The sequence below is a fragment of the Mycobacterium sp. DL592 genome (assembly GCF_011694515.1).
GTDB lineage: Bacteria > Actinomycetota > Actinomycetes > Mycobacteriales > Mycobacteriaceae > Mycobacterium.
Genome location: NZ_CP050192.1, coordinates 2,015,213 through 2,040,212, shown reverse-complemented (window position 1 = coordinate 2,040,212; position 25,000 = coordinate 2,015,213). Strand labels below are relative to the sequence as shown.

At 67.8% G+C, this 25,000-nt stretch carries 29 protein-coding genes; 13 read left to right on the top strand and 16 right to left on the bottom strand.

Translation table 11 applies throughout. The features are described from left to right. Window positions 1–3: 3 nt before the first annotated feature. Window positions 4–660 carry a hypothetical protein gene (locus HBE64_RS09880; protein ID WP_167100991.1) on the bottom strand — a complete coding sequence of 219 codons (657 nt, stop codon included), beginning with the start codon at window positions 658–660 and terminating at the stop codon, window positions 4–6. Between the two features lie 90 nt (window positions 661–750). On the opposite strand from HBE64_RS09880, the gene HBE64_RS09875 reads away from it, so the two are divergent. Continuing rightward, window positions 751–2,046 carry a hypothetical protein gene (locus HBE64_RS09875; protein WP_167109007.1) on the top strand — a complete coding sequence of 432 codons (1,296 nt, stop codon included), beginning with the start codon at window positions 751–753 and terminating at the stop codon, window positions 2,044–2,046. Next, the gene (locus HBE64_RS09870) at window positions 2,043–3,170 is read left to right on the top strand and encodes a hypothetical protein (RefSeq protein WP_167100988.1); all 1,128 of its coding nucleotides are present in this window, start codon (window positions 2,043–2,045) and stop codon (window positions 3,168–3,170) included. The genes HBE64_RS09875 and HBE64_RS09870 overlap by 4 nt, the downstream gene beginning before the upstream one ends. Here the strand turns inward: HBE64_RS09870 and speB are convergent. Then, window positions 3,167–4,165 (bottom strand): agmatinase, encoded by a 999-nt coding sequence (gene speB, locus HBE64_RS09865; protein WP_167109005.1) that lies wholly within the window; start codon window positions 4,163–4,165, stop codon window positions 3,167–3,169. The two genes, HBE64_RS09870 and speB, sit on opposite strands and share 4 nt — an antisense overlap. A gap of 230 nt (window positions 4,166–4,395) precedes the next feature. Here speB and HBE64_RS09860 point away from each other — a divergent pair, with 230 nt between their 5' ends. Both HBE64_RS09860 and HBE64_RS09855 read left to right on the top strand, forming a co-directional pair. Further along, window positions 4,396–4,680, top strand: a complete 285-nt coding sequence (locus HBE64_RS09860; RefSeq protein WP_243841563.1) for a hypothetical protein — start codon at window positions 4,396–4,398, stop codon at window positions 4,678–4,680. Between the two features lie 65 nt (window positions 4,681–4,745). Further along, complete coding sequence (locus HBE64_RS09855) at window positions 4,746–5,138, top strand: nuclear transport factor 2 family protein (RefSeq protein ID WP_167100985.1); 393 nt, start codon at window positions 4,746–4,748, stop codon at window positions 5,136–5,138. 7 nt (window positions 5,139–5,145) lie between these two features. On the opposite strand, the gene HBE64_RS09850 is transcribed toward HBE64_RS09855, so the two are convergent. The 7 genes from HBE64_RS09850 to HBE64_RS09820 all read right to left on the bottom strand — a co-directional run bounded on the left by HBE64_RS09850 (window position 5,146) and on the right by HBE64_RS09820 (window position 10,824). Continuing rightward, window positions 5,146–6,267, bottom strand: coding sequence for a GGDEF domain-containing protein (locus HBE64_RS09850; protein ID WP_167100982.1), 1,122 nt, complete (start codon window positions 6,265–6,267; stop codon window positions 5,146–5,148). Window positions 6,268–6,419: 152 nt separating this feature from the next. Further along, complete coding sequence (locus tag HBE64_RS09845) at window positions 6,420–7,022, bottom strand: class I SAM-dependent methyltransferase (RefSeq protein WP_167100980.1); 603 nt, start codon at window positions 7,020–7,022, stop codon at window positions 6,420–6,422. A gap of 26 nt (window positions 7,023–7,048) precedes the next feature. Then, window positions 7,049–7,795, bottom strand: coding sequence for a peroxide stress protein YaaA (yaaA, locus tag HBE64_RS09840; protein WP_167100977.1), 747 nt, complete (start codon window positions 7,793–7,795; stop codon window positions 7,049–7,051). 32 nt (window positions 7,796–7,827) lie between these two features. Beyond that, on the bottom strand, window positions 7,828–8,964 hold the full coding sequence (locus HBE64_RS09835) for an alkaline phosphatase family protein (RefSeq protein ID WP_167100974.1): 1,137 nt from the start codon (window positions 8,962–8,964) through the stop codon (window positions 7,828–7,830). Window positions 8,965–9,004: 40 nt separating this feature from the next. Continuing rightward, window positions 9,005–9,769, bottom strand: coding sequence for a molybdate ABC transporter substrate-binding protein (gene modA, locus HBE64_RS09830; protein ID WP_167100971.1), 765 nt, complete (start codon window positions 9,767–9,769; stop codon window positions 9,005–9,007). After that, window positions 9,766–10,173 (bottom strand): molybdopterin-binding protein, encoded by a 408-nt coding sequence (locus HBE64_RS09825; protein WP_167100968.1) that lies wholly within the window; start codon window positions 10,171–10,173, stop codon window positions 9,766–9,768. Before HBE64_RS09825 ends, modA begins: the two co-directional genes overlap by 4 nt. Before the next feature lie 57 nt (window positions 10,174–10,230). Beyond that, a complete protein-coding gene (locus HBE64_RS09820) occupies window positions 10,231–10,824 on the bottom strand; it encodes a hypothetical protein (protein WP_208300608.1) in 594 nt (197 codons plus the stop codon). A 504-nt stretch (window positions 10,825–11,328) separates the two neighbouring features. Here HBE64_RS09820 and HBE64_RS09815 point away from each other — a divergent pair. Then, a complete protein-coding gene (locus tag HBE64_RS09815) occupies window positions 11,329–11,577 on the top strand; it encodes a hypothetical protein (protein WP_167100962.1) in 249 nt (82 codons plus the stop codon). A gap of 86 nt (window positions 11,578–11,663) precedes the next feature. On the opposite strand, the gene HBE64_RS09810 is transcribed toward HBE64_RS09815, so the two are convergent. Beyond that, entirely contained in the window at window positions 11,664–12,311 is a 648-nt protein-coding gene (locus tag HBE64_RS09810) for a response regulator transcription factor (protein ID WP_167100959.1), read from the bottom strand. A gap of 271 nt (window positions 12,312–12,582) precedes the next feature. Between HBE64_RS09810 and HBE64_RS09805 the strand changes: the two genes are divergently transcribed. From HBE64_RS09805 to HBE64_RS09785, 5 genes are all read left to right on the top strand, one after another. Further along, window positions 12,583–13,506: a hypothetical protein gene (locus HBE64_RS09805; RefSeq protein WP_167100956.1), complete on the top strand. Its 924-nt coding sequence runs from the start codon at window positions 12,583–12,585 to the stop codon at window positions 13,504–13,506. A gap of 120 nt (window positions 13,507–13,626) precedes the next feature. Continuing rightward, complete coding sequence (locus HBE64_RS09800; protein ID WP_167100953.1) at window positions 13,627–15,285, top strand: sensor histidine kinase; 1,659 nt, start codon at window positions 13,627–13,629, stop codon at window positions 15,283–15,285. A gap of 41 nt (window positions 15,286–15,326) precedes the next feature. Further along, window positions 15,327–16,121 carry a CDP-diacylglycerol diphosphatase gene (locus tag HBE64_RS09795; RefSeq protein ID WP_243841562.1) on the top strand — a complete coding sequence of 265 codons (795 nt, stop codon included), beginning with the start codon at window positions 15,327–15,329 and terminating at the stop codon, window positions 16,119–16,121. Window positions 16,122–16,232: 111 nt separating this feature from the next. Continuing rightward, window positions 16,233–16,373 carry a hypothetical protein gene (locus HBE64_RS09790; RefSeq protein ID WP_167096566.1) on the top strand — a complete coding sequence of 47 codons (141 nt, stop codon included), beginning with the start codon at window positions 16,233–16,235 and terminating at the stop codon, window positions 16,371–16,373. 4 nt (window positions 16,374–16,377) lie between these two features. Next, window positions 16,378–17,493: a YeiH family protein gene (locus HBE64_RS09785; protein WP_167100950.1), complete on the top strand. Its 1,116-nt coding sequence runs from the start codon at window positions 16,378–16,380 to the stop codon at window positions 17,491–17,493. Window positions 17,494–17,499: 6 nt separating this feature from the next. On the opposite strand, the gene HBE64_RS09780 is transcribed toward HBE64_RS09785, so the two are convergent. The 3 genes from HBE64_RS09780 to HBE64_RS09770 form a co-directional block, all read right to left on the bottom strand. Beyond that, window positions 17,500–18,054: a hypothetical protein gene (locus tag HBE64_RS09780; protein WP_243841561.1), complete on the bottom strand. Its 555-nt coding sequence runs from the start codon at window positions 18,052–18,054 to the stop codon at window positions 17,500–17,502. Between the two features lie 42 nt (window positions 18,055–18,096). After that, a complete protein-coding gene (locus tag HBE64_RS09775; protein WP_167100947.1) occupies window positions 18,097–18,531 on the bottom strand; it encodes an STAS domain-containing protein in 435 nt (144 codons plus the stop codon). A gap of 213 nt (window positions 18,532–18,744) precedes the next feature. Next, the gene (locus tag HBE64_RS09770) at window positions 18,745–19,707 is read right to left on the bottom strand and encodes an LLM class flavin-dependent oxidoreductase (protein WP_167100944.1); all 963 of its coding nucleotides are present in this window, start codon (window positions 19,705–19,707) and stop codon (window positions 18,745–18,747) included. Between the two features lie 88 nt (window positions 19,708–19,795). Between HBE64_RS09770 and HBE64_RS09765 the strand changes: the two genes are divergently transcribed. Beyond that, window positions 19,796–20,389, top strand: coding sequence for a restriction endonuclease (locus HBE64_RS09765; protein ID WP_167100941.1), 594 nt, complete (start codon window positions 19,796–19,798; stop codon window positions 20,387–20,389). Here HBE64_RS09765 and HBE64_RS09760 read toward each other — a convergent pair. The 3 genes from HBE64_RS09760 to HBE64_RS09750 are packed head-to-tail and all read right to left on the bottom strand — an operon-like array spanning window position 20,365 to window position 23,326. Continuing rightward, window positions 20,365–21,612, bottom strand: coding sequence for a sulfotransferase (locus tag HBE64_RS09760; protein WP_167100938.1), 1,248 nt, complete (start codon window positions 21,610–21,612; stop codon window positions 20,365–20,367). The two genes, HBE64_RS09765 and HBE64_RS09760, sit on opposite strands and share 25 nt — an antisense overlap. Continuing rightward, the gene (locus tag HBE64_RS09755) at window positions 21,609–22,691 is read right to left on the bottom strand and encodes a DUF1214 domain-containing protein (protein ID WP_167100935.1); all 1,083 of its coding nucleotides are present in this window, start codon (window positions 22,689–22,691) and stop codon (window positions 21,609–21,611) included. Before HBE64_RS09755 ends, HBE64_RS09760 begins: the two co-directional genes overlap by 4 nt. Further along, window positions 22,688–23,326: a TetR/AcrR family transcriptional regulator gene (locus HBE64_RS09750; protein WP_243841560.1), complete on the bottom strand. Its 639-nt coding sequence runs from the start codon at window positions 23,324–23,326 to the stop codon at window positions 22,688–22,690. The genes HBE64_RS09755 and HBE64_RS09750 overlap by 4 nt, the downstream gene beginning before the upstream one ends. A 212-nt stretch (window positions 23,327–23,538) precedes the next feature. Here HBE64_RS09750 and HBE64_RS09745 point away from each other — a divergent pair, with 212 nt between their 5' ends. Then, window positions 23,539–24,045 (top strand): protein disulfide oxidoreductase, encoded by a 507-nt coding sequence (locus HBE64_RS09745; protein ID WP_167100932.1) that lies wholly within the window; start codon window positions 23,539–23,541, stop codon window positions 24,043–24,045. 6 nt (window positions 24,046–24,051) lie between these two features. Next, entirely contained in the window at window positions 24,052–24,921 is an 870-nt protein-coding gene (locus tag HBE64_RS09740) for a cytochrome c biogenesis CcdA family protein (protein WP_167100929.1), read from the top strand. Window positions 24,922–25,000: the final 79 nt, after the last annotated feature.

Below are 25,000 nucleotides of genomic sequence, written 5' to 3'. Positions count from 1 at the left end.
CCGTCACGCCTGGGGCACGCACACCGCGATCGCCGACTCATTGTCGGGCCGGTAGTAGGCGTCGACGATGCTGCCGGGCTCGACCTTGGGCAGCTCCGAGGCCGGGACGACGGTGGTCTCGCGGGCCGGGAACTGGCCGCCGCCGCGCCTGCGCACCATCACGTCGAGTTCCACCTCGCGCAGGTCGTCACCGGCGTAGCCGGTGGCCCGCATCCCGGTCACCACACCCGAGGACCGGGTGCCGTGCCGGATGAGGTCCACCTGGCTGTCGGTGAACGGCCCGCGGCTCCCCAGCGCGTGACCCGCCGCGGCGCGCACCGCGGTCACTTCGTCAGCCAGCGACAGCCGGTGGCGGGCCTGCGGGTCGAACGAGACCAGCAGGATCATTCCGGGTCGCAACGCCGAGGTGTCCGGGTCGCCCTGGCGATGGCAGAGCCGTCCGGCGAAACGCTGGCCGTCGACACTCTCGACCTCGATGACCACGAGCGGATCGGCGGAGTCGGCGACGGCCCACACCGTTCCGAGTGCGACAGAGCGGGAGACCGTGGGCTTGCGCCGCGGTGGCCGGGGCGGCTGGCCACACAGGCCGGCCGCGACGATGATGGTGGCGAGTGCGATGGCGGAGACGACGGCGATGGCGCCCAGCAGTGTGTCAGACATGCCGGCAAGGCTGTCGCGGCAGCCGGGCTACCGAACCCAACTTTGCCCGGCCCTTATCCTGACGGAGTGGACGCCGGGCCAGGCACGGTGATGACCGCCGGCGCGACGCATCCGCGCCGGGCGGTGATCGACCGTGCGTGGCGGGCGATCGGACCCGGCGTGGAGGTGCTCAGCGGCGACGACGGCGGGCCACTGCGGCGGACCGTCAAGCGCATTCTCGACCCACTGGTGCTGCGACTGCGGGCCAACGCCGCCTACTCCGCCCCGTTCGTCAGCACCGAGGTGGCCGGGGAGATGACGCGCCTGATCGCCGAGCACGCCGAGACATTGCGTTGCACCGCAGCGTGGTTCGCCCTGATGAAGGCCCAACGCCGCCGGCTGCGGGTGACCACGGGCAACGCCCAGGATCTGTACTTCCCGGTGTGCTTCGAACTGGCGGTGACCAAGGGCGGTCCGGCGCGCGACGGCGCGGACGTGGCTGCAGCGACACTTCGGGCCGTCCACGACGACCGCGACCGCACCGACGTCGAGGTACTCAACCGCCACCTGTCCAACCCGCAGGTCCTGACCAGGCTGTCCCGCCAGTTGCAGGGGAGCTGGGCAGACGTCCGGCCGGGCGACACCATCTCCGGCCCGTTCTTCGCCGGCCTCACCACGGTGCTCGGCCCGGCTGATTCGCACCGTGAAACGGTTGCCCGACAACGTGTTTGGTCTGCTCTGATCGCCGATGCCACACCGTACAACCTGGGCGCGTCGGCACGTATCGCCGGCGCGCGGCTGCCGTGGTCGATCGTCGCGCTGGGACTCACCTCGCAGCTTCCGTTACGGCCGCCGCCGGTAGTTGCCGACACCGACGGCGACCGCCCCCTGGACCGCGGGGTCGTCGACCGGGTGCGAGCCACCTTGCGCCGCGCGCTGGACCGCGACGAGTTGCCCGACGTTCCGCTGCTGTGCGCCGAAGAGGTGGACCGGGCCTGCGCGCCGTGGGGATTCCTCGGCGAGGACAAGCAGGCCACCCTGGTCGCCGGCATCAAGGTCGCCGGCGAACTGGCACCGCTCGACGAACACGCCGTGGCCCGCTATCAGCTGGCCGCCACCATCCAGGCCCGCCTCCGCAAGGAGGCCTACGTGCTGCATGCGCGGCGCGCGCTGGCGGCGGGGGAAGCCATCCATCCGCGCCAGCGCCACGTCGTCGACGACCTTGCCGTGTTCGCGCGCCCCTACCTGAGCCGGCTGTGGGCCCGGCTGCACGGCCGGGACGTGTGGCAGGAGCCCTGCGACGACGTCGAGGACATCAGGGCGCTGCTCGACGGTGTGGCGCGCTCAGTGAGCCTCGATCACCGGCAGCGCATCAAAGCGATGCTGGAAGTGCAGGTCGCCCAATGAGATTGGTCGTCGACGAGGGACTGTGGAGCACCGGTCCGGCACCGGCGCCGGTGCCGCTGGCCGCAGTGGTCGAACTCGACGGTGCGGTGCTGTCGTGGACGGTGGACGAGTCTCGCGACAGCCCGCCGCAGATCACCCTCACCGATCCGGCGCGCGCGGACTGGTTGTGGCGCATCGTCGGCGAAGCCGGGCACCGTGTTCTCGCCGCAGCAACCCAGAGCCCCCCGCCGGGGCATACAACCGAAGTCGAGCTGGCCGGCCTGGAGTTGGTGCCAGGGTCGGTGGACCAGCTGCGCCGTCTGGCGCTGGGGCACTGGCTGCGCAGGTTCTGGCCGGCCAGTGTGCCGGACGCGATCGCCGGTCTGGACGCCGCCGTCCTCGACGCCGAGATCGCGGTGGCCACCGCCGAGGCCGACGACTTCTTCGGTGACGCGACGCTGGATTCCGATGTCGCAGCCCTTCTGGCCCCGCACGCCGAGGCGCTGCGACGTCACGTGACCGCCGGGGACCCGCGGGTTGTGGAATTGGTCCGCCGCTGTGTGGATCTCGTCGACGACCTGGGACTGGAGGCGCCGGGCTGGCTGGAGGTCGCCGACGCTCTCGACGAACTCGCCGGGACGCCGGCGGGCACCCGGGACGACTACGCGCTGGCCGCCGGCCGTGGTGCCGGATCCGAACCGGCCACGGTGATCGCCAGAGGAGTGACGTCGATGGCCTGGACCGCGGTTCCCGGCTCGGTCTTCGACGCCGCCGACGACACCGTCGAATGGATCGTCGCCGCCGAAGGCGGGCAGGCCGTCGCGACGATCACCACCACGACCCTCGGGTCCGGGTCGCCGGCCGGGATCCCGGTTGACTTGCACTGCAACATGTTCCGCGCCAACGGGGTGCTCGATGCCGACGGCCGGGCGAGCCTGGACCTACTCGGGGATCGCGACGAGCCCGTCACGGCTGCCCAAGCCTGGGACACCGACTGGTCGGCGACGTCGGTGACGATCGGCGTCGCTGTCGACGAACCGGCCCAGGTGCGCGACCGCGTCCGGCGGTTCGCCAGGCAGCGGTTGGCCCAGTCCCAGCCGGACGCGTTCCTGGCCGAAATCCTGGCCGCGGAGTCCGACTACTAGGTGGCCAGTGGGGACGGCGGGCCAGGCTTGGCGTTGGCGGCGTCGCGGCGGCGGGCCGCCATCCCGGCGAGCGCCTCGAACACCACCCGGTGGGCGGCGTTGACCGTCAGTTCGGCGTGATCGTAGGCCGGCGCCACCTCGACGACGTCCACCCCGACCACGTCGTGCTCGTAGCACAACTGGCGCACCATTCGCAGCAGGTCGGCGCTGGTGATGCCACCCGGCTCCGGAGTCCCGGTACCGGGAGCGTGAGCCGGGTCCAGGACATCGATATCGACTGAGACGTAAAGCTTTTCGGCCTTCGCGAGAGCTTCGCTCACCGCTTTGGCCATCACCGACTTGAAACCGTGATCCCAGATCTCCTGCATGGTGTGCCAAACCATGCCCTGTTCCTGCATCCACTCGAAGGTGTCCTGCGGCGGCCAGTACCCCCGCAGACCGACCTGCACGAAATGGGTTCCCGGCACCGCACCCGATTCGATGAGCCGGCGCATGGGTGTGCCGTGGCTGGCCAGGTTCCCGTCGATGATGTCGGCGGTGTCGGCGTGGGCGTCGAAGTGCACGATCCCGACGTTGCCGTAGCCGTGCACGTCGGCGACGGCGGTAGCTGCCGGCCAAGTGATGGAGTGGTCACCGCCGAGAATCACCGGGACGATGCCGCGCGAGGCCACGGTGTGCACCCGCTCGCGGATGTTGGCATGCGACTGCTCGGTCAATCCGTGCGGACACCAGGCATCGCCGAAGTCGACGACCTCGAGCCAGTCGAAGATCTCCAGCCCGAGATCCATGTGGTAGGTGCCGGGCTCATAGGCGGTGGAGCGGATGGCGCGCGGCCCGAAGCGGGCTCCGGGCCGGTTGGTGGTGGCCACGTCGAACGGCGCGCCGACGATCGCGACATCCGGCTGCCACGAGTCGAGTTGCTCGGGTTCGGTGAGGAACGGACGGTTGCCGAATGAGGCCACGCCGGCGTACGGCAGATCCAGCTGCTCTGCCATGCCGGGGGGCAGCTCACGGTTGGGCTTGTGGTCATGGCCGGAACTCATTGGGCAGACAATACCGCTGGGCGCTGCGATCAGCGGTGCCGTTTGCCCCATCGGGTACAGGACCTAGTGCCCTTGGCCTGCGGCGCAGGGAGCGGGACAGTGGAAGAGGGCGGGCGCAAGGGGGAGGAAACGATATGTTCTTCATACGCAGGCGTGCCCGCACTCGGCTACCGACACAGCGAATGAAGCTGCTGCACAGCACCTTTCGATTGTCTCCGCGGCCCCCACGGGGCCACCACCACCACGACCCAGCGCCGGCCTTTCGGCTCACCGATCGGCTCCATGAGGGGCGCACAGTCACTGTGACGGTCAACGAGATCTCCGCGACACTGTCGGGCTGGCTGTCCGAACTCGGGGTGCACAGCCCGCTGGCTGATGATCTCGCCTCGGCGCTACGCGGTGGCGACTGGGCCGCCGCGCACGCCATTGCCGAGAACCTGTCGGTGGAAGTCACGGCCGCGCCATGAGGCCGGGTACCGGCGCGCTACGGTCGTAGCGGCGCGCCGTGGCGCCCCCTGGCGAGAGGCAGCAGATGAGCGGATCTTTCGATCGTGTCGAGATCGCGCGCGCCTTCTCCCAGCACCGTTTCCAGGACGCCCTGCCCCATCTGGCCGCCGACGTGCGCTGGACGATCGTGGGTTACTCCGTGCTCGAAGGCGCCGACGCGGTGGCCCGAACGTGCCGGGATACCGCGGGAAGCCTCGGTGAGACCGTCGCCGACTGGGACCACTGCCTGGTCGTCGAGCAGGGCGACACCGTGGTGGTCGAGGTACACGGCCGCTACACCGGGCAGCAGACGGTGACGTCAGTGGCCACCTGCTATCTGTATACGTTCACCGATGACCGCATCGCCGCCATCACGTCGTACGCGGTTGAGGTCGACCCCGAGTCGGTGGGCTCACCACCCAACGCGATCCAGCGCTGAAATCCGGTCAGAACAGGGGAGTTTCGGGCTCGTCGTCGTCGTCGAGGACGCTGAGCGTCGGGCGTACCACGTAGCGGGCCTGGTTGCCGCCGGCGCGGCGCGCCTCGTACATCGCCGTCGTCGCCAGCGCGACGATCTCGTCGAGGACCTCGTGCGGCGGATGCTCGGCCAGCGGCCGAAGGGGCGTGCTGACCACGCCGATGCTCGCCGTCATTCCGGTCGGGGTGGCGGCGATGGCGCCACGCACCCGCTCGACCAGTGGTGACGGGTCGGTAGTGGTGAATGTGTCGGCGATGAGGTATTCGGCGTCGCCGATGTGGGCGACGATCGCGTTGCGGCGCACCGTCTCGCGCAGGGCCTGGCCCGCCGCGATCCGGGCCCGGTTACCGCCGCGGTTGCCGAGCACACTGACCATCGCCGCGAAACTGTCGATGGTGACGACGGCGACCACCAGGTAGCGGTCGTCGTCGCGGTTGCGGGAGGCCATCAGCGTGGCGGTCTGCTCGTCGAACGCCTCCCGGTTCAGCAGGCCCGTCAGCGGCTCGAAACCGTCAGGGCCGACGGCGGTCCCGGTCAGCCTGACCACGAGGCGGCACGAGAACGCGGCGAAGGCGAACAGCAGCAGCAGCATCGTGGCGGACACCACGGCCAGTAGCGGCGCGCGGCCGGCGAGTGACACCGCCAGGAAGATCACCGTCGCGACGGCCACCGTGATGATGGCGCTCAGCAGCCGCATCCCGTGCAGGAGAGCGACGTATCCGATCATCAGGGCAAACGACGTGGCGCCGACAAGGCCGTACGCGGGGTCGACCGGGACGAGGCAGGCAATGGGCACTGCGACCATCGACCCGATGGCCAGCAAGGCCGATTCGGTGCGGGTCGGCCAGCGGTGCCGCAACCAAATCGCGGCGGTGGCGAAGCAGGAGACCACGACGGCAGCCAACAGGCCGGCGCCGCCCGGGTGCCGCAACGGCAGCGGGCTGATCAGCAGCAACAGCAGCAAGAGACCCAATGTGAACAGAAAGGATGCGATGACGCGCGAGGTGAACGTCTGCGCTCCGCGAGCGGCGAGCATCGCGGTGAGCGTGTAGTACTGGTTGAGGCTGCGACCCGCCCACGGCAACCTCATGCACCATTCCCCTCGATGATCACGTCGGCTCGTCGGTGTGCCCAGCAATCCCGAACACCCTGTCAGCCTTGGCCGGAAACCGAGCCTAGCAAACACTCGCGATGCTGGCCACCCTCCAATGGCGAAATCCCGGTGCCGGGACGAAGTCCTGCTCAGGCGTGAGGTGAGCCGGGGCCGCGGTGTACCGACACCGCGTAGTCACCACCGCTGAATGGCTGGCCGTCCCAGGTGGCCCACCGCGACACCGGCGTCAGCCCCGCCTGCTCGGTGAGCCGGTCGTACTGTTCGATCGGCAGCCGGTCGGGTCGCAGGCTGAACCCTGCCACCAGTAAACCGCCCGGCGCCAGCCGCGCGACCAGCCCGGCCAGCACCTGTTCCTCGGTGCCCGGCTCGAGGAAGATCATCACGTTGCCGGCGAGCAGGACCAGGTCGAACGGGCCGCCGACAGCGGACCCCAGGTCAGCGAGATCGCCCTGGACCCACGGCAGGTCGGGAGCTTTCCGGCGCGCCGCCGACAGCATTGGCGCATCGGCGTCGACGCCGGTGACCGACAGGCCGCGGTGGGCGAGCTCGATCGCTACCCGACCCGTTCCGCAGCCGGCGTCCAGTATCGACCGGCCGCCCGATTCGCGCAGCAGCCCCTCGACGAAATCGGCCTCACCGTGGATGTTGTGCCCGGCAGCGGCCAGCGATTGCCATCGTGCGTCATAGTCCGCTCCACGCGGCGCCGTGGATTTCTGCCACCGGTTGCTCATCACACCATCGTCGCAGAACCGCGGGATCAGGCCGGCACCACGATGGTGAGCTCATTGCCGTCGCGCTCGACCCTCATCTTGGCCCGCCTGGCCACCGCGGCCACCGCCGCGGCGTCGTCCGGCTCGGATCTGGTGGCGGCCAGGACACGGGCCAGTCGCCCTTTGTGGGCTTTGTTGAAGTGGGTGACGACAGTGCGCCGGCCGTCGGGGTGTTCGGCCAGAACGTCGACGCGAACCGCGCCCGGCACCTTGCCGAGCCCGGCGTAGGACCCCGATCGCAGGTCGACGACGAGCTCGGCCGCGGCCACCTCGGCGAGCACCGGTTCCAGGACCGGCCGCCACCTCGCGGCCAGCGTCGGGCGACCGGGAAGTTTCGACGAGGCCGACAGCCGGTAGGCCGGCACTAGGTCGTCGGCCCGCAGTAGACCGAACAGCGCTGAGCCCACGGCGAGCCGGGCCCGGGCCCGCGTGGACTCGGCGGCACGCAGCGAACCGACGTCGAGCGCGTCGTAGAGCACGCCGGTGTAGCGCGCGACGGCAGGCAGGGTGGGAGAGCTCAACAGTGCGGCGTTGCGTTCGACCTCGGCGTCCTGGGCAGCCGACAGTCCCAGGGCGCGCCGGCTGGCCTCGACGTCCGAGGCCAGCTCGACCAGTTCGTCGACGAGCGTTGTGCGCAGCGGCGTGAGGTCCGGCGAACTCAGGGCGTCCAGGCGCAGCGCAGGTCCGTTACCTCCGACTTGTTTGGTCTCCGAGGGCGGCAGCAGCACGATCACGACGCAGACCTTAACCGCCGGCGCGGGAGCACTCAGCGATAAGCCAACAGCAACGGCACCCGCTGCTCGGCAATGGTCAGCGATCCGTGATGGCCGACAAGGGCCGACTCACCGGGTTCGACCGTGCGGCGCAGCATCGCGGCGTCTCCTCGCGCCGCCGCGACAACATCGCCGATACGCGGTCGGACATGGTCGGCCACCGCCGCCCCGAACCAGCCCGCGTCGATCGCATCATCCCTGGTCGCCACCCACGCCCGGGAACCGAGCGTCTCACTCCAGGCGGTGCGAACGTCTGCCGTCGCACCGACTGCGGTGTAGACATGGCGGGCCCGCGGCTCACCGCCCAGTGCGGTGACCCCCTCGAGAAGTGTTGGGGTGCTGTCGATATCGATCGATTCCGAGCTGTCGACGCTCACCATCCCGTGGTCGGCCACCACGGCGAGCAGCCCGCCGGGGGCGAGACCTTCGACCACCGATTCCACCAGCCGGTCGACCTGTTGCAGCTGCATCCGCCAGGCCGCCGAGCCCGGCCCGTACAGGTGGCCCAGTAGGTCCAACTCGCTGTGGTAGCCGTAGCAGAAACCACCCGAGGCGACCGCGGAATTCACGTGGGCGGCCAAGTCACCCAGCGCATGTACGCCGATGTAGCGCCCACCCCGCAGCACCGCACGGGTCAGGCCGGAGCCGGTGAACTCCGCACCGGACACCACACTGACGGCGACGCCCGCAGAGTGCGCCCGCTCGAACGTCGTCGGCATCGGCTGCACTGTCTCGGGAACCGCGACCTCGCGCAGGTCATCACCCCAGGGGTGCGGACGCCAGCGCAACGCGTTGATCACCCCGACGTCGGGCAGAAGGAAGGAGTAGCCGACCATCCCGTGCGCACCGGACGTGCAACCTGTACCGATGGCCGCGAGCCCCGCAGCGGTGGTGGACGGGAATCCCACGTCCACCGTCAGCCCGCGCAGTTCAGCCATGACCGGGGCATCGGCGCGGTAGGTGTCGAGGAGCTCAGCGCCGAGTCCGTCGATGAGCAGTACGCAGGCGCCGCGGACCGGGCCCGGCAGTGCCAGTCGACCCTCGAAGCCCGCCACCCCCATCGCCGCCAGCACGGCGGGCACCACGTCGGCGAGGTGCGGCGCGGCCGGGTCGGGGCGGGGCAGGTCCACTCTCGAGAGCCTGCCACATCGCCTGCCGACCGGGACGGTGTCAGGGGGTCCCGAAACCCGCCTTGGCGAGGATCTGCTGACCAGCCGGGCCGGTGACCAGATCGACGAATTTCTTTGCCAGGTCCGGCTTTTGGGCCTGCTTGAGGGTCGCGATCGGATAGGTGTTGACCGCCCCGGAAGCTTCTGGGAACGGTACCGCGGTGACCTTGTCGCCGGCCGCGGCGGCGTCAGTGACGTAGACGAGGCCGGCGTCAGCCTGCCCGCTGGTCACCTTGCCCAACACGTCGGTCACCGACGACTCCTCGCTCGCCGGGGTGAGCTCGACGCCGGTGGCGGTCTCGACCTTCTGGGCCGCCGAGCCGCACGGCACCTGTGGCGCGCAGACGACGACGCTGATCCCGGGCTTGGCAAGATCCCGAAAAGTGCTGATCTGCTTGGGGTTTCCCGGCGCCACCGCGATCGTCAGGGTGTTGGATGCGAAGTTGACGGGAGCACCGCCAAGCAGGCCGGCCGCCGCAGCCTTGTCCATGTTCTTGGTGTCGGCGGACGCGAAGACGTCGGCGTGGGCGCCCTGGGTCAGCTGGGTGACGAGATCGGAGGACCCCGCGAAGGAGAACTCGACCGACGATCCGGGATTGTCCTTGCTGAACTGGTCACCGATCGCGGTGAAGGTCTTCTTCAACGACGCCGCGGCGAACACCACGATCTTCTCACCGGCGGGCGCCGACGAGTTCTGTCCCGACCCGCAGGCGGGGAGGGTGGCCAGCAGCAGCGCCGTGGCCAGTGCGGGCCACCGCCGGGTCACGACTGACCGCCCGGGGTCTCGACGATGACCGTGGTCGCCTTGACCACCGCGACGGCGATGCTGCCCGGCTCGAGCTGGAGCTCGCGCACGGCCTCACTGCTCATCAGCGAGACCACGGTGAACGGGCCGCACTGCATCTCGACTTGGGCCATCACAGTGTCGGTGACCACTCGGGTCACCAGACCGGCGAACCGGTTGCGCGCCGAGCTGGCGACCGCCAGTGGGTCTTTCGGTGCGGTTGCGGCGTGGTCTCGGGCATAGGCGGCCAGCGCGGCACCGTCGATGGTTTTGCGCCCGGCCGCGTCGTTGCTGACCGGCAGGGCGCCGTCGTCGATCCATCGCCGAACGGTGTCGTCGCTGACGCCGAGCAGTTCGGCGGCCTCGCGGACTCTGATGGTGGGCATGCCCGCAGAGTATCCGATCTAGCCGCATATGCGGATAGATAGCGATTACTAGTCCGCTTATGCGGGTTGATCGCGGATCGGCATCTCGATGTGTATGCGGGCGGTGCCCTGCGCCTCAGCGGCCGCCAGCTGCCCGCCACTGACTTCGATCCGTGCCCGTTGCGCTGCGAGTCCGGCGTCCTCCGCCGCCGACCCTGCCCGCGGGCAGTCGAAGGTTATGTCGAGGGAAATGCCGTCATCGACCACCCGGAGCGTGATGTCGGCCTGCGTTGCCTGCGCAGAGGGAACCACGCTGCAGAGCACTTCACGCACGGCACCCAGCACGATCGGTTGGGCAGAGCTTCGCGCTCCGGCATCGTCAACGTCGGTCACAATGGCGATTCCGGATCGCAGCTCCGTCTGTCGCGCTATCAGTTCGATCGCGTCGGCGAGGCCGATCCTCTCGATCACAACGGGATTCAGGTCGAACACCGCCTCACGCAGTTGCGTCGACGCCACGTCCAGACTCGCTACGGCACGATCGATTCCGGCGCGGTCCGAGCTTCCCGAAAGCTCGACCAGTTCCTGTCGAGCGACCAGGAGGTCCTGCAGCGCACCGTCCTGGATCCGGCGGGCGACATGTTGTCTGAGGCTGTCGGCACGCTGCAGCACCGCGGCCAGTAGTTCGTTCGCCGGATACGAACCGGGGGGAGCGTCACTCTGGTGCTGACATACCTCGATCTGCGGCCCCGCAGCCATGTGTCTGCCCACCTTCTAGGTCTCTTGGACCACTGGGATGCTGCGCATCCAAGCATCGATGCCGGGCAGTCAGGATCGCCGACTCCCAGTCGAAACACAGAAGAACTTTTCCACGGTGGCGTATGCCGCGGTATCGGTCAAATGTCCGGAACTTCTGTCCACCGAATGGGGGACACCGGCCTGCCCCGGTGGCGGTGCCCGGCCATTCTCGTGCCGACTGGCGCGGAACGCTGAATAAATTGCGGAACAGCGCATTTCGGTGTGACTGTCCTCCAAATTGGGGAAGATGGTGTCATCAACTTCGAGATCCCTTTTGCCGATACAGCCCAACCAATCCCGCTGCAATAGTTCATTTCAGGCCAGGAACACCCGGCCAACAGAACAAAAACCGGCATCGCCCTTACCCAGGAGAATCTCATGAACGCAGCGACCCAGAAACTCACCACCTATCTCGCCGGCTCGGTCATGGCCCTCGGCCTGCTCGGCGCAGCGACCGGCATCGCCAACGCCACCATCGGCGACCTCAGCGGCCTGACCTCGGCCGGCGCTGTCGACACCATCACTGCCAACGTTGTGAACCGCACGCCGCCGAAGCCGCGGGTTCCGTCCGTGCCCAAGGCGCCCACCAGCACCGGCGCGAACCCGGCCCCGCCGACCGCCCCCTGAACGCGGACCCTGCAGTCCGACAACAACAGTGGTGTGACGTATCCCGATCGGGGTAGGCCACACCACTGTTGGCAGTTGCGCGACGGCTACTCCACGAGACCCTGGCGCATGGCTTCGGCCACCGCCGAGGCGCGATCGCTGACTCCGAGCTTGTCGTACAGGCGCTGAACGTGAGTCTTGACTGTCGAGGGAGCCAGGAACAACTCGTCGGCAATCACGACAACGGTCTGTCCCTTGGCAATTCGCTTGAGCACCTCGAGTTCCCGAGCACTCAGCGTTGCGGTGGGCGGCCTTTCCCCGCGACGCCGGACCTCGAGGGCAAGTCCGGCCGCCAGCGCAGGCGAGAGCACCTCCTGTCCGTCGGCGCACTGCAGCACTGCGGCAACGATCTCAGAGCGCGCCGATTCCTTCGGCAAGAATCCAGCCGCGCCCCGCTGCAACGCGTGGTACACCAGTGTCGAATCTCTATTCGCCGACACCAGAAGAACTCTCGTCGGCAGACCCTCCTGCCGTACCGCGGCGGCGATCTCCGACCCATTCAGGCCCGGCATCTGATAGTCCAGCAGCGCCACGTCGGGTTGGTGCTCACGAATGAGGGCCAGCGCCGCATCGCCAGTGTCGGCCTCTGCCACGACGGTGGTGTGGTCGCATTCCTGCAATGCCCGCACCAGGCCCTCCCGATATACGGGATGGTCATCGGCGACGATTACCTGTACCGGTGCCGCGCTGTTCATGATTGGCAGCTTCGCATAACGGCACCGATTTTGGGGTGGGGATTCGGCGTTCGCTACTTCGGTGGCCGGATATGCCACTTGGGCAAACTCGCTGGGGCGGTACAGAACTGAGAGCCGGAAAACATGCAATAGGTTCATATTGCAAATAGGAACGCGTCGGCACGAACGCAGAGCGAATCGTGTCCGTCGTTTTACGGACACAGCTGTCCCCACTTTCGAGGCCCGTCTTCCCGATAGAACTCCCCGCTCCGCGACTGCCACGCTGGCAGCCATGACCACGCTCCCAAAGCCTTCAGTGCCCTCGTTCGCAAGCAGCCTCATGGCGGCAGCGGTCGTCGCCGGCGCATTCGGCGCACTGACCGTCGCACCCGCAGCCAACGCCAGCTGTGCCTCCTTCTTCGGGATGAGCACGAGCGCCGAGTGCACCAGCGGGCCCACCGGCATTGCGATCGCCATCGGTACCGGCGCCAGCGCACAGGCCAACGGACTGTTCGCAGTGGCCATTGCGGCGGGCATCAGCACCTCGGCAACAGTCGATACCGGCGCCTTGTTCAGCAGTGCCGCGGCGATCGGCGACGACACCCACGCCGACGTTCGAACCGGCGCCTTCGATGTGGCCTCACGACTGGGCAACGCCGGTGGGGCGACCGCAGCGGGCTACTTCAGCCTGGCCGCCGCCTGGGGCGAGAACGTCTCAGCTCGCGCGGGCAAGCTCAGCACAGGCACACCTGTCGGCAACATTGCCCTCAACCTGGCCAACAGCACACTGACCAACAACGCGGTGACGGCCGACGGGGCGTTCAGCCTGGCCGTCAACGTGTTCGGCGATCGCACCGCGCAGACCGTTCAACACGTCGCCGCCTATGGAGTCGGTGAGGTTGCGGTCAATGTCGCCGGCACCAACAACGACGTCGCAGCCGGGGGAGCACGCACCACCGCTTACGCAGGTCTGGCATTCAGCGCATTCGGCTCCAACAACGTCGTCAGATCTGGCCAGGGTCCGGTCGCGCTCGCCGGGTCGATCAACCAGAACTCGGCCGTCGTCTCCCAGTCGGCACCCGGAGTGAACATCAACCATTCCGCCACCGCCTCGCCCGCGGCGACTGTCGCGCGGCGCGGCACGCCGGCCGCCGACACCAAGCCGGGGACGTCCGCTTCAGTGGGCAGCGCCCGGTACCGCGGACACAAGCGGTGACAGTGCCGGCCAAACGTCGGCACTGCCCGCCGAGTTCTCGCAAAATCGGCATATGCCGACGGCCCCAGTGCTAAGACAATTCGCATTGTCAGATCGATTTCCGTCCCCGGAGCCCAATACATGAGTGCCGTTCCCGCCTCGCCCACGACGGACGACAACCCGTTTGGGATCAGGGCAGCATTGAGATCGGCTTTCCTGCGCGGCCGGCCGCCCTCTGCTGCACTGGGATTCGCGATCGCGGCGGGCCTCATCGTTGTCGAGACGTTCGCCCTGGTTCTCTTCAAGAGCCAGTATGCCGAAGCGTTTGCCGCACTGTTCCTGGTCGGTGTGGTGGTGACCGCCGCGCTGTGGGGGATCGGTCTGGGCTTGTTCGCCGCGGCAGCCAGTGCAATGGCGCTGAACATTCTCCTCTCCGATCTGGCTGACACGCAAAGTGTGCAACGCATGAACGCCCTGTTGGTGTTTGTGTTCTTCGCGGTGGTGGCCGTGGTGACCTCGAAAGTCGTCGGCCGGCAGAGCTGGGAGATCAAAGACGCTGCCGCTGAGCAACGTTGGTCGAGTTTGGGTAATGTCGCACGCCAGCACCAGATCCGCCGACTGCGCGTTGCGTCGATCTTCCGTGTCGGCACAGTGGCGATTCTGATATCGACAGCGCTGCTGCAGGCCCCCTCAGCTCACCCGCTCGCACAGAAGGTGCTGCTGGGTTGCTATGCCGCTGCGGCGATTTCAGCGTTTGTGGTGGCCTTCCACCCCGGCGGACCTGCGACGCTGACACCCGAGCGACTGCTGGTGTTCGCGTTGGCCGATGTGTCGGTTGTCTTCGGCTTTCAGTTGGTATCGGCAGGAGGCCCGCTTCCACTTCTGGTGCTGGCGCTCGCTCCGTTCATCGTGGTGCCGGAGGTGTCGTGGCGTGGAGCCGCGGTGGTACTGGTCATCGTCAATGCCGCATTCGTCGTCGCGCTGCTGCGGGAAGGATCTGTCACCGAAGCCCTCGGGCCGCTGCAGACCGCACTGGTCATCAGTGTCTACACCGCGTTCTGCTTCATCGGATTCGTGGCTGCCTACCTCGCCGAGAACCATTTCGGCGAGATCGCCGAGCTCATCGGATCTCGAGAGGCACTCTTGGCGTCGACCATGACGGCGACCGACAAGCTGCAGCGCGAAGTGGCCGAGGCCATCCATGACGGCGCGCTGCAAGATATCGTCGTGGCACGGCAGGACCTGATGGAACTGGCGTCGGCATCGCCCGACCCGCGCATCGACCGCGCGTTGCGCAGCCTCGAAGACGCCACCGCAAGGCTGCGCGAGGCGGTATTCGAACTGCACCCGGTGGTCGTCGAACAGCTCGGGCTCGGACCCGCCGTCGAGAAGCTCGCCGACGACACCGCTCGCCGCTCAGACATCGAGATCGCGACATTCGTCGATCAGACTGGTCCCACGGCGGTCGACGGGATCGTCTTCGGGGTGGTGCGCGAACTGTTGTCCAACGTCGTCCGTCACTCCGGGGCGACCTCCGCTTCGGTGCACCTGGCCCTCGTCGGGGACAGCTACCGTCTCGACGTCCAGGACGACGGCGTGGGCGTGGATCCAGCTGCCGCACAGGAGAAGGTCGCCCGGGGACATATCGGACTGGCCTCACACCGCGCCCGAGTCGAAGCCTCCAACGGGGTGTTCGAATTCATCCCGGTTGCGGTGGGCACCCACGTCCGGGTCGAGGTACCGCTCCCGCGCGGCCAGCAGGCAGCCGGCCCGAGCCTGAAATCGACCTCGGCGGCCTGACAACTCGGCCGGACGGCCGTCGCCGACCTTAGGGTGTGACAATGCGCAGCAGATGCCTCGTCGTGCTGGTCGGGATGGTCGTGCTGGGCTGGCTCGCCGGTCCGGTCGGCGCCCAGGCCGACCCCAATGCGCTGTGGACGATCGTGCACGACCAGTGTGTCGCCGACGAAGGTGCGCACCACGATCCGGCACCGTGTTCCCGGGTCGATCTCAGCGCCGGCGAGCAGCGTGGCTATGCCGTCATGAAGGACATCGACGGGGCCCGGCAATACCTGCTTCTTCCCACCGCGCGGATGGCCGGTATCGAGAGCCCCGAGCTGCTCGCACCTGATGCCACGAACTACTTCGCCGAAGCCTGGCAGGCCCGGGCATTCGTCGAGCAGCGGGCCGGCGGGACGCTGCCGCGCGACTGGATGAGCCTGGCCATCAATTCGGCGGTGGCGCGGTCCCAGAACCAGCTGCACATCCACCTCGATTGTGTGCGCACCGATGTCCGCGACGCGTTGCGCGCCGACGCCGCCCTGATCGGGCCGACGTGGGCACCGTTCCCGATACCGCTCACCGGGCACTCGTACTGGGCGATCGCGGTGCCGGGCGTCGACTTGGCCGCCAACCCGTTCACGCTGCTGGCCGACGGGATCGACGGGGCTCGCGCCGAGATGGGGCTCTACACCCTGGTCGTGGTCGGCGCCGAGGACGTGGGTGGGCGTCCGGGATTCGTGGTGTTGGCCGACCGTGCGGACAGCGTGACCGGCGACATCGCTGGGGGAGAGCAGCTCCAGGACCACGATTACTGCCCGCCGCCGATTCCCGCGACCGGTTCGACGGGCAAGTAGCCCGAACTGCCCGCAGCGCTCGAATCAGGGCGATCCGATTGCTGGCCATTGTTCGCCGACCTCTCGAACATCGATGCCGTAACTGCACCACGGCGACCATGAGGTGATCACGTGACCGAACCTGACCGGCCCAGCGGGGTCGACGGCAGCCCGCAGCGGCTCCATCTCAGCGTCGACTGGTGGGCGACGATCGTCGCCGGCGTCGTCGTCGTGCTGGCGGTCCTCAACGTCCTTCCCAAGATTCCCTGGTGAGGCCATGAGCACAGTAGAGGTCGCCTCCGACACCGACGAACCGATCTTCACCAGTCGCAACCTGCTCGACTACATCCCTGGCGTGCTGCTTCTGGTCGGGATCGGACTCTTGGGCAAGTACGCCCAGGTGTGGTGGAATTCGCTTGCCAAGCACCAACATTGGACAGTCCCAGACATCGAGTATGTGCTGTGGGCAATCGTGTTCGGACTACTGGTCGCCAACACCGTCGGCGTGCACCGCATCTTTCGACCCGGTGTCCAGACCTACGAGTTCTGGCTCAAGATCGGCATCGTCGCGCTGGGGGCGAGGTTCGTCCTGGGCGACATCGTCAAGCTCGGAGGGATCTCACTCGTTCAGATCCTTCTGGACATGACGATTGCCGGCGCGATCATCCTGGCCGCGGCGCGCCTCTTCGGGCTGTCGGGCAAGCTCGGTTCGCTGCTGGCGATCGGCACGTCGATCTGCGGGGTGTCGGCGATCGTTGCATCCAAGGGGGCGATCCGCGCCCGCAACTCCGATGTGAGCTATGCCATCGCGGCCATCCTGGCCCTCGGTGCGGTGGCCCTGTTCACGCTGCCGGTGCTTGGGCACCTGCTGGGTCTCAGTGACCACGAGTTCGGATTGTGGGCCGGGCTCGCGGTGGACAACACCGCGGAGACCACCGCCACCGGCTATTTGTTTTCGGAACAAGCCGGGAAGCTGGCCGTTCTCGTCAAGTCGGTCCGCAACTCACTGATCGGATTCGTCGTCTTGGGCTTCGCGCTCTACTGGGCATCCCGCGGTGAGGCCGACCAGATCGCTCCGGGATTCGCCGCGAAGGCGCGATTCATCTGGGAGAAGTTCCCGAAGTTCGTGCTGGGCTTTTTGGCGGTATCGGCCATCGCGACCGCGGGCTTGCTGACCAAAGGCCAGAGCACGAACCTTGCGAACGTATCGAAGTGGGCGTTCCTGCTCACGTTTGCCGGGGTCGGCCTGAACACCAACTTCCGAGAACTGGCCCGCACCGGGTGGCGTCCACTGGTTGTGGCCGTCATCGGGCTTGTCGTGGTAGCCGCGGTGTCACTGGCCCTGGTGCTGGTCACCTCGCGGGTGCTGCACTGGGGTGTCGGCGCTCATTGAACAGGTCTACGACGTCGGCAGCTGACCGTTTCCTGACGCGCCGGACAGGCCGTTGATGACGTCCAGGTAGTGCTTGAGCTGCAGCTGGGACAGCCACGGCGGGTTCTGGTTGGGGGGCGGCGCGTCGGTGAGCTGCCACGGCTGGCACCCGTTGGTCTTGAACGCGGTATCCGTCGGTTCGATCTGGACGACCTGCGGCTTGCCGCTGAGCGCGTTGTCGAGGGTGGTTGCCCCGTCCGGGCCGCCGATCCGCTTCCAGTAGCACCTGTCGCCGTCGACGGGGCCCGCCGAGGCGTAGGTGCCGGCGACGATGTCGGTGCCGACCGTGTATGTGCCGTTATGAGTCATCGTCGTTTGCGGCACGCCGGGCGGGGTCGTCGGCGCCGTGGTGGACGGGGCTAGTGACAGCGCGGGTGCGGCTGACGGTGCCGTCGATGTCGACGGAATCGGTGCAGGTGAGGGATCCGGCGTCGCGGGATCAGCGCCTGCGGCGCCGGCTCCGGCGAGGACCACGGCGGCAGCCAGCGACGCAGCGGTCAGGATTGCTGATGTTCGAACCACGCTGATCAGGGTACGCGCGCCGGGTAAGCCGGCGAGCCGCGCTCAGGCCGTCTTGCTCAGCAGCGGCAGCAGGAACCGGCGGCGGTTGAGTATCGCGTCGTCGAACTCGTGCTCGGCCTCGGCCACCGAGCCCACGACCGGGAACAGGATGTCGTTGTTGCGGATGCGCAGGCGCCGGGTCACGGCATCGCTGCCGACGACAGCCCAGTCCACGCCGACCACACCGCAGCGCTCATCGACAGCAAAGAGCAGCCGAACTGCTTGCGGGGTAAAGGAATCCACCCCACTGAGATCGAGGACGAACGGCTTGTCGGCCAGCACGAACCGCGTGACGTAGTCGGTGACCTGGTCGACGTTGGAGGCATCGATGCGGCCACTGATGGCGGCTACCGTCGCCACATGCCGGAAGTGGGCGCGAACGTGAGCACCCTTGAAGTCAACAGCGGGGTTGCCGTAGCGCGAGGTGAAACTCGTCATGTGCAGCCTCATTCCGGTCAGTGTGCGGATGCGGGTACGCCTTGCGGCCTCCCCACCAATGACCCAAACGCTATGCCGCAAATCTAAGGCCGCTGGGAGCAGTGCCTAAAACTCTGTTAAGAACCCAACTTTCGCTCGAGCCCCCGAAAACGGGCAACGTCGGCCGCAATGAGGCGACCCTACCGATCAGTAAGTAATCGCCGGACGGGACTGTCAGGTCAGCGCCGGCAGGACGTGGTCGGTGAGCAGCTGCACCGACTTCCACGCCTCCTCGACGGGCATCCCGCCGACGAGCGGATGCAAGGTGATGGGGCCGTAGTCGTCGGCGCCGCGCACTTCGGCGATCAGTTCCTCAGGGGTCAGGAAGCGGTATCGCCCCGATACCCGCACCTCATCGAGGGTTTGCACACCCGGTAGGTGCATCAGCGAGCGGGTCTCCTGCGACCACTGCCCGTAGGTCACGGCCTCCCACAGGATGTGCTCACCGAGTTCGGCCCAGGCCCGGTCGGGATCGGGGTGCAAGTAGATCATCCCGCGGTTGACCTCGGCAGGCATGATGACGAACGGCCGGATCCCGGCCTGGGCACACAGCTCGTTGTAGTACTGCGCGAGGTCGGGCCGGTGGTCGGGCAGGCTCAACGGCAGACCGAAGCGGACCGCCCGGCGCACGGTCGCACGCACCCCGCCACCGACATACAGCGGCGGCCGCGGGCGCGACCACGTTCCCGACACCACGCCGGTCGTGCCCGACCAGGCCGCGAGCATGATCTCCAGGGCCTCGTCCATCAGCTCACCGCGCCGGGCGAAGTCCACACCGAGGGTGTCGTACTCGACTTCGCGATATCCCAGGCCGACGGTGGTATGCAGCCGTCCGCGGCTCATCGCGTCGACAAGGGCGATGTCCTCGGCCATCCGCACGGGATTCCACAGCGGCCCCAGGGCACAGTCGATGCTGGCGATGACGTTGGAGGTGCGGGCCAGCAGCATCCCGGCCGTCATGACCGGATTGCAGCTCCAGCCGTGGCCGGTCGCGTGGTGCTCGTCGACGCTGACCGCGGCGACACCGCGGGTGTCGACGAACTGCGCCAACTCCAGTGCCGCCGAGAGCAGTTCACCCTGGAGCTTGGGGTCGCCGCCGGGGGAGGCGAAATTGAACCGCAGCACTGCGAGAACCATCAGAGCACTGTATGGGCACGGGTCACGTTTTGGCAGACCTGGTTCGTCGGTTCCCGGTCCTGTCGGACGGCGCCGCTACGGTGACTGCGTGCGCGAGGACCCGAGGCTGACCACCGCGGTGCAGTGGCTGGGTCTGTGGCTCGGGGCGACAGCGCTGCTGGGGCTGGCAGGCCTGCTCAACAACGCGGTGTGGGTGCTGGCCGCGCTCACCGCGGTCGCCAGCGTGGTCAGTGCGTGGCGGGCCGCGCTGGCGTACCTCGACCATCGACAGAACCGGCGGCTCGACGCCCTCTACCGCGCCTCCGGCCAGGCCGCCGTCGACGCGATGACCGGTGTCGAATTCGAGCACTACGTCGCCGCGGTACTACGAGGGCGCGGCTACGACATCGAAATGACCAGGACCACAGGCGATTTCGGAGTCGACCTGATCGCGACCCGCGACGGCGTGCGCACCGCGGTGCAGTGCAAGCGGCAGGCCAAGCTGGTCAATGGCGCCGCGATCCAGCAGGTGGTCGCGGGGGCAGCGGTCTACGACTGCACCGCCACGATGGTGGTGTCCAATCACCGCTACACCAGAGCGGCCGAGCAGCTGGCCGAGGTGCACGGCTGCGCGCTCGTCGACCGGACCCGGCTCGCGCGGCTGGCACGCAACCCTGTTCAGCCGACGAAACGCTCCCGATAGCTCCGCAGCCTGGCGGCCACGTCGTCGGCATCGAGTCCGACGTCGGCGAGGTCGTAGATCACCTCGCCGTAGCGGCCGCGGGGATGCTCGGCGATGAACTGGGCCATCGCCGCGCGCACCTCGTCGTCGTAGGGCTGGTCGGCCAGCTCGTAGATCGCCGCGAGGGTGCCGGACTCGTCGGCCATGAAGTCGGTGAAGCGCACGTCGATCGATTGGTGGGCCGGCAGCACGTCACGGTCCCACACGCATCCGTTGAACAGATCCTCGGCGCGGCCCAGCCAGTACTGACCGATCTTCACCGGATCGGGGTGCGCGGTGGCCATCCGGGAGGCGTAGGCCACCATGGTGGACATCGACCGGGTCACCTCGACCGGATCGCGATGGGTGACGACGAACGTGGCGTCGGGGAAGGTCGCGTACAGCGTCGGGAACTGTTCGAGATGCTGCGGCGACTTGAGCACCCAACGAGTGCCGCCGCGCAGGAACTGCAGGGCCTTGAGGCTGCGTTTGAGGTAGGCGTACGACGGGCCCTGATCGTGGGCCTTGTAGTACTCGGCGAAAGACGGCAGATAGTAGGTGGTTTCGAACAGCATCGTGGACAAGTCGTTGGCCAGCAGCTGAATCTCTTCGTGCGCGTGGTCGACCGTCATGTCGTGCATGCGCCGAAACTCCGGCATCGAGGTGTTGACCAGATCCAGGCCCGCCGAACATCGTTCCCGCCGCGGTGTCTCGTCCTCCTCGTCGGGGGCGGGGAACGGCTCGAGGCTCTCCCAGTACGGCAGGTAGCGCAGGTTCGGGTCGGCGGCCATCAGGTTGTGCAGGTGCGTGGTCCCGGTGCGGGGCAGCCCACAGATGATGATGGGCCGTTCGATCTCGATGTCCTCGATCTGAGGATGCTCGGCGATCAGGGCCTCCAATCGCAGCCGGTTGACCAGATTGCCGACCAGCTGCTCGAAGGCCACCGCGACGCCGACGTCGGACAGGCCGGCTTCCTCACGCAGCGACGCACACAGCACGTCGAGGCGTTCGCGGAATGCCGAGTCGCCGAAGTCGTCGAGTCCGGTGCGTTCGGTCGCCGCGCCAAGCAGCGCCTGTGGGTCGAGTTCGAGGATTGCGCCGTAGCCGGCCAGCGCCTCGCGCATCGGCAGCGCCGCGTCCGGATAGACCGGGTCGGCCAGGTCGGTGAATCTGATGGGCTTGGGCCGAGCCACACCGGTCGTCACGCCGACACCTCCGCGACGTCGACCACCCGGCACACCGGGCGTTTCGGAGTTTCCTCGGGCAGGAACCAGCGCAGCCAGATCAGGCCCGTGCGGCGCCCGGCGGTGGACACCCAGTTGGGATGGCCGGGGTCGGTGTCGCTGACCACGATTCGCCACGACCCGTCCGGCTCGTAGGTGATATGCGCACCGTTGATGGTCACCCGCTCGTAGGTGTAGTCGTAGGTGTGCAACCACGGGTTCCACAGGCACAGGTTCCAGAACACGCAGGGCGGCGAGGTGCCTTCGATGATCAGGGCCTGATCCGGCGCCAACTCGTAGGCGCCCATCGCATATGCCGCGTCGCCGGCCGCCCAGCCGTAGGTCTGTTGCGGAACCGGGTAGGGCTCGGCGATCTCGTTCGGCGGCTCGACTTTGACGGGGATGAACGAAACCTGTTCGTTGAGCCAGTTTTTCGCTGCCCGCAGTCGACGGATCAGATCGGTGCGGCTCTCGACGAGGCGGGCCGGCGGGTCGACGGCCTCGATCTTCCACTGCACGCGGCGGTCGGTTTCCGGGTTGTCCAGGTAGTCGCGGGTGAGTGCGACGACGGCATCGGGTTCGAGTTTGAGCCATGCCCCGGGTTGCGGATCGGGGCTGATGGTGAACTCGAAGTTGCCCTCGTCGTCGAACTCCAGCGAGCGGTCGTTCATCGTGCCGACGATGCGGTTGCTGTAATGCCCGTCGTCGGGGCCGCCGTAGACGGTGATGGACAGATACACCGAGTCGCCGCGGTTACCGGTGACGCGGTAGGTGCGATTCGGGTCGATCGGTGCGAGTTGATAGAAGGCGTCGGAGTTGTCACCGCCCCAGCGCTGATAGGGGCCGATGACGTCGACGAAGCGGGGGTTGGCCTTGTCGCCCCATACGTAGGCGTCGACGGCGACCCGCAGCAGGCTGAACGTCAGCCGGTATCCGTCGATGACGTCGGACTCGTCCAGTGCGGGATCGGCGTCGAGAATCTTGGCCTCGATGGCCGCGACTTCGTCGAGCAGGTCCCGGAACGCCTTCGAAAGGTCCTGCGCCACAACGTCGGTCGTCATCGTTGTTCCTTGTCTTGTCGGTCGTCCTGCACGCCTCGCATCAGCAGGGCGCTCAGCTTGTCGGCGAGTTGGTCGGAGGTGTCGCGCCCGTCGACCAGCGCGGTGTAGAACGCCGCCCCGACGAGGGTGTTGAACAGTGTGTCGGTGTCGACGTCGGCGCGAACGACGCCCTGCTCGGCACCGGATCGCACCAGCGCGGCCAGCTCGGCGCGGATCATGTCGTCGAGCAGTTGCTGTGTGCGGATGTGCAATTGGGCGTCGCGGCGCCGTTCGGCGAGGATGCCCATCGTCGCGGCCTCCACCACGGGCTCGCGCCAGAACGCGAGCGCACGCGCAATGAACTCGTGCAGGTCGCGGGTGAAGTCCCCGGTGCGCACCACCATGTCGGGCTCGGCGGCGGAACCGAACGCCGCCTCGAACACCACGTGGGCTTTCGACGGCCACCGCCGGTAGATCGTCGGACGGCTGACGCCCGCGCAGCGGGCGATCGACTCCATCGACACCTGCTCGTATCCGACGTCGGTCAGCAGCTGCCGGGTCGCCGCCATGATCGCGTCATCGGTGCGTGGATCACGGGGCCGCCCGCGCGCCGGCTCGCGTCCGGATTCGGGTTCCGGGGCAGCAGTTGAGCTCACGGCGCTTTATATTTCGTTACGACACGTAAATTGTCAACGGTCGCCGCCCCGACCCGATGACGCAATTCTGACCCCTGCCCCGATGACGTAGCCGCGGTTTGGGCAGAGCAATACGGTGAACTTCTGAACAGTTCAGTTCGTGACACCACAGTGGGCCGGCTCGACACCGGCCGGCGTTACGGCGACACCCTCAACGGCCGGGAGGTCATCTCATGAAGCTTCGATTGCACCGAGTCATTCGAACGGCTGCCCTGGTTCTGGCGAGCACCGCGCTGGTGTTCAGCGTCGCCAACCCGCCGGCCGCCGTCGCCGACGACCAGCTGAACTTCACCGGGACCACCCTCAGCGGCGCCCCGTTCAACGGGGCAAGTCTGCAGGGCAAGCCCGCGGTGCTGTGGTTCTGGACGCCGTGGTGCCCGTTCTGCAACGCCGAAGCTCCCAACGTCAGCGCGGTGGCCGCGGCCAACCCGAAGGTCACCTTCGTCGGTGTCGCCGCCCGCTCCGACGTCGGTCAGATGGAGAACTTCGTCTCGAAGTACAACCTGAACTTCACCAATCTCAACGACGCCGACGGATCGATCTGGGCACGGTTCAACGTTCCGTGGCAGCCCGCCTACGTGTTCCTCCGTCCCGATGGAACCTCGACGTTCGTGAACAACCCGACCTCGGCGATGTCGCAGCAGGAGCTCACCGACCGGGTGCGCGCCCTGGCGTCCTGACGCCAGGTGGACCAGAACCTCGTCGGTCTGGCGTTCGCCGCCGGAATGGTCGCGGCGTTCAACCCCTGCGGCTTCGCGATGCTGCCGGCCTACCTCGCGCTGGTCGTCAACGGTGAGCAGTCCAGCCGTCTGACGGCGGTGGGGCGAGCGCTCGTTGCCACCCTCGCGATGGCACTGGGGTTCCTCGTGGTGTTCGGATCCTTCGGCCTGCTGACCGTGTCGATCGCCTCGACGGTGCAGCGCTATGCGCCGTACCTCACCGTCGTCGTCGGGATCTCCCTTGTTGCCCTTGGTCTTTGGCTTGCCGCCGGGCGCGAACTCGGCGGCATGGGATCGGGGGCCGCCCGGCTCGGCAGCCGGTGGACGCCCACCGCGAAGGTCGGGTCGATGTTCGGCTACGGCGTGGGATATGCGATCGCATCCCTGTCGTGCACCATCGGCCCGTTCCTCGCCGTGACCGGCAGTGCGGCCCGCGGCGGTCCGCTGCTCGACGGCCTGGCCGCCTACGTGGCCTATGCGGCCGGGCTGGCCCTCGTCGTCGGGGTGCTCGCGGTGGCGGTCGCGCTCGCCAACTCGACTCTGGTCGATCGCATGCGCCGGGTGCTTCCCTACGTCAACCGGGTCAGCGGTGTCGTCCTGGTGCTCGTCGGGCTCTACGTCGGCTACTACGGCGTCTACGAGATCCGGCTCTTCAGTGGCAGCGGCAGTGCCCAGGACCCGGTGATCGACGCCGCGGGCCGAATCCAGCGAGCGGTGGCGGGCTGGGTCTACACCCACGGCGGCTGGCCGTGGCTGCTAGCGCTCGGAGTGCTCCTCGCAGCGGCCGTGACCACCGGGGTGATGTGGCGCCGACGCCGTCGCAGCACGGTCGGCTGACGGGCCGACTGCCTGCGGCGATACGCGGATCGGTGGTGCGCACAGCGGGCGTCGATATACTCCCCAGCACGTCCGAACC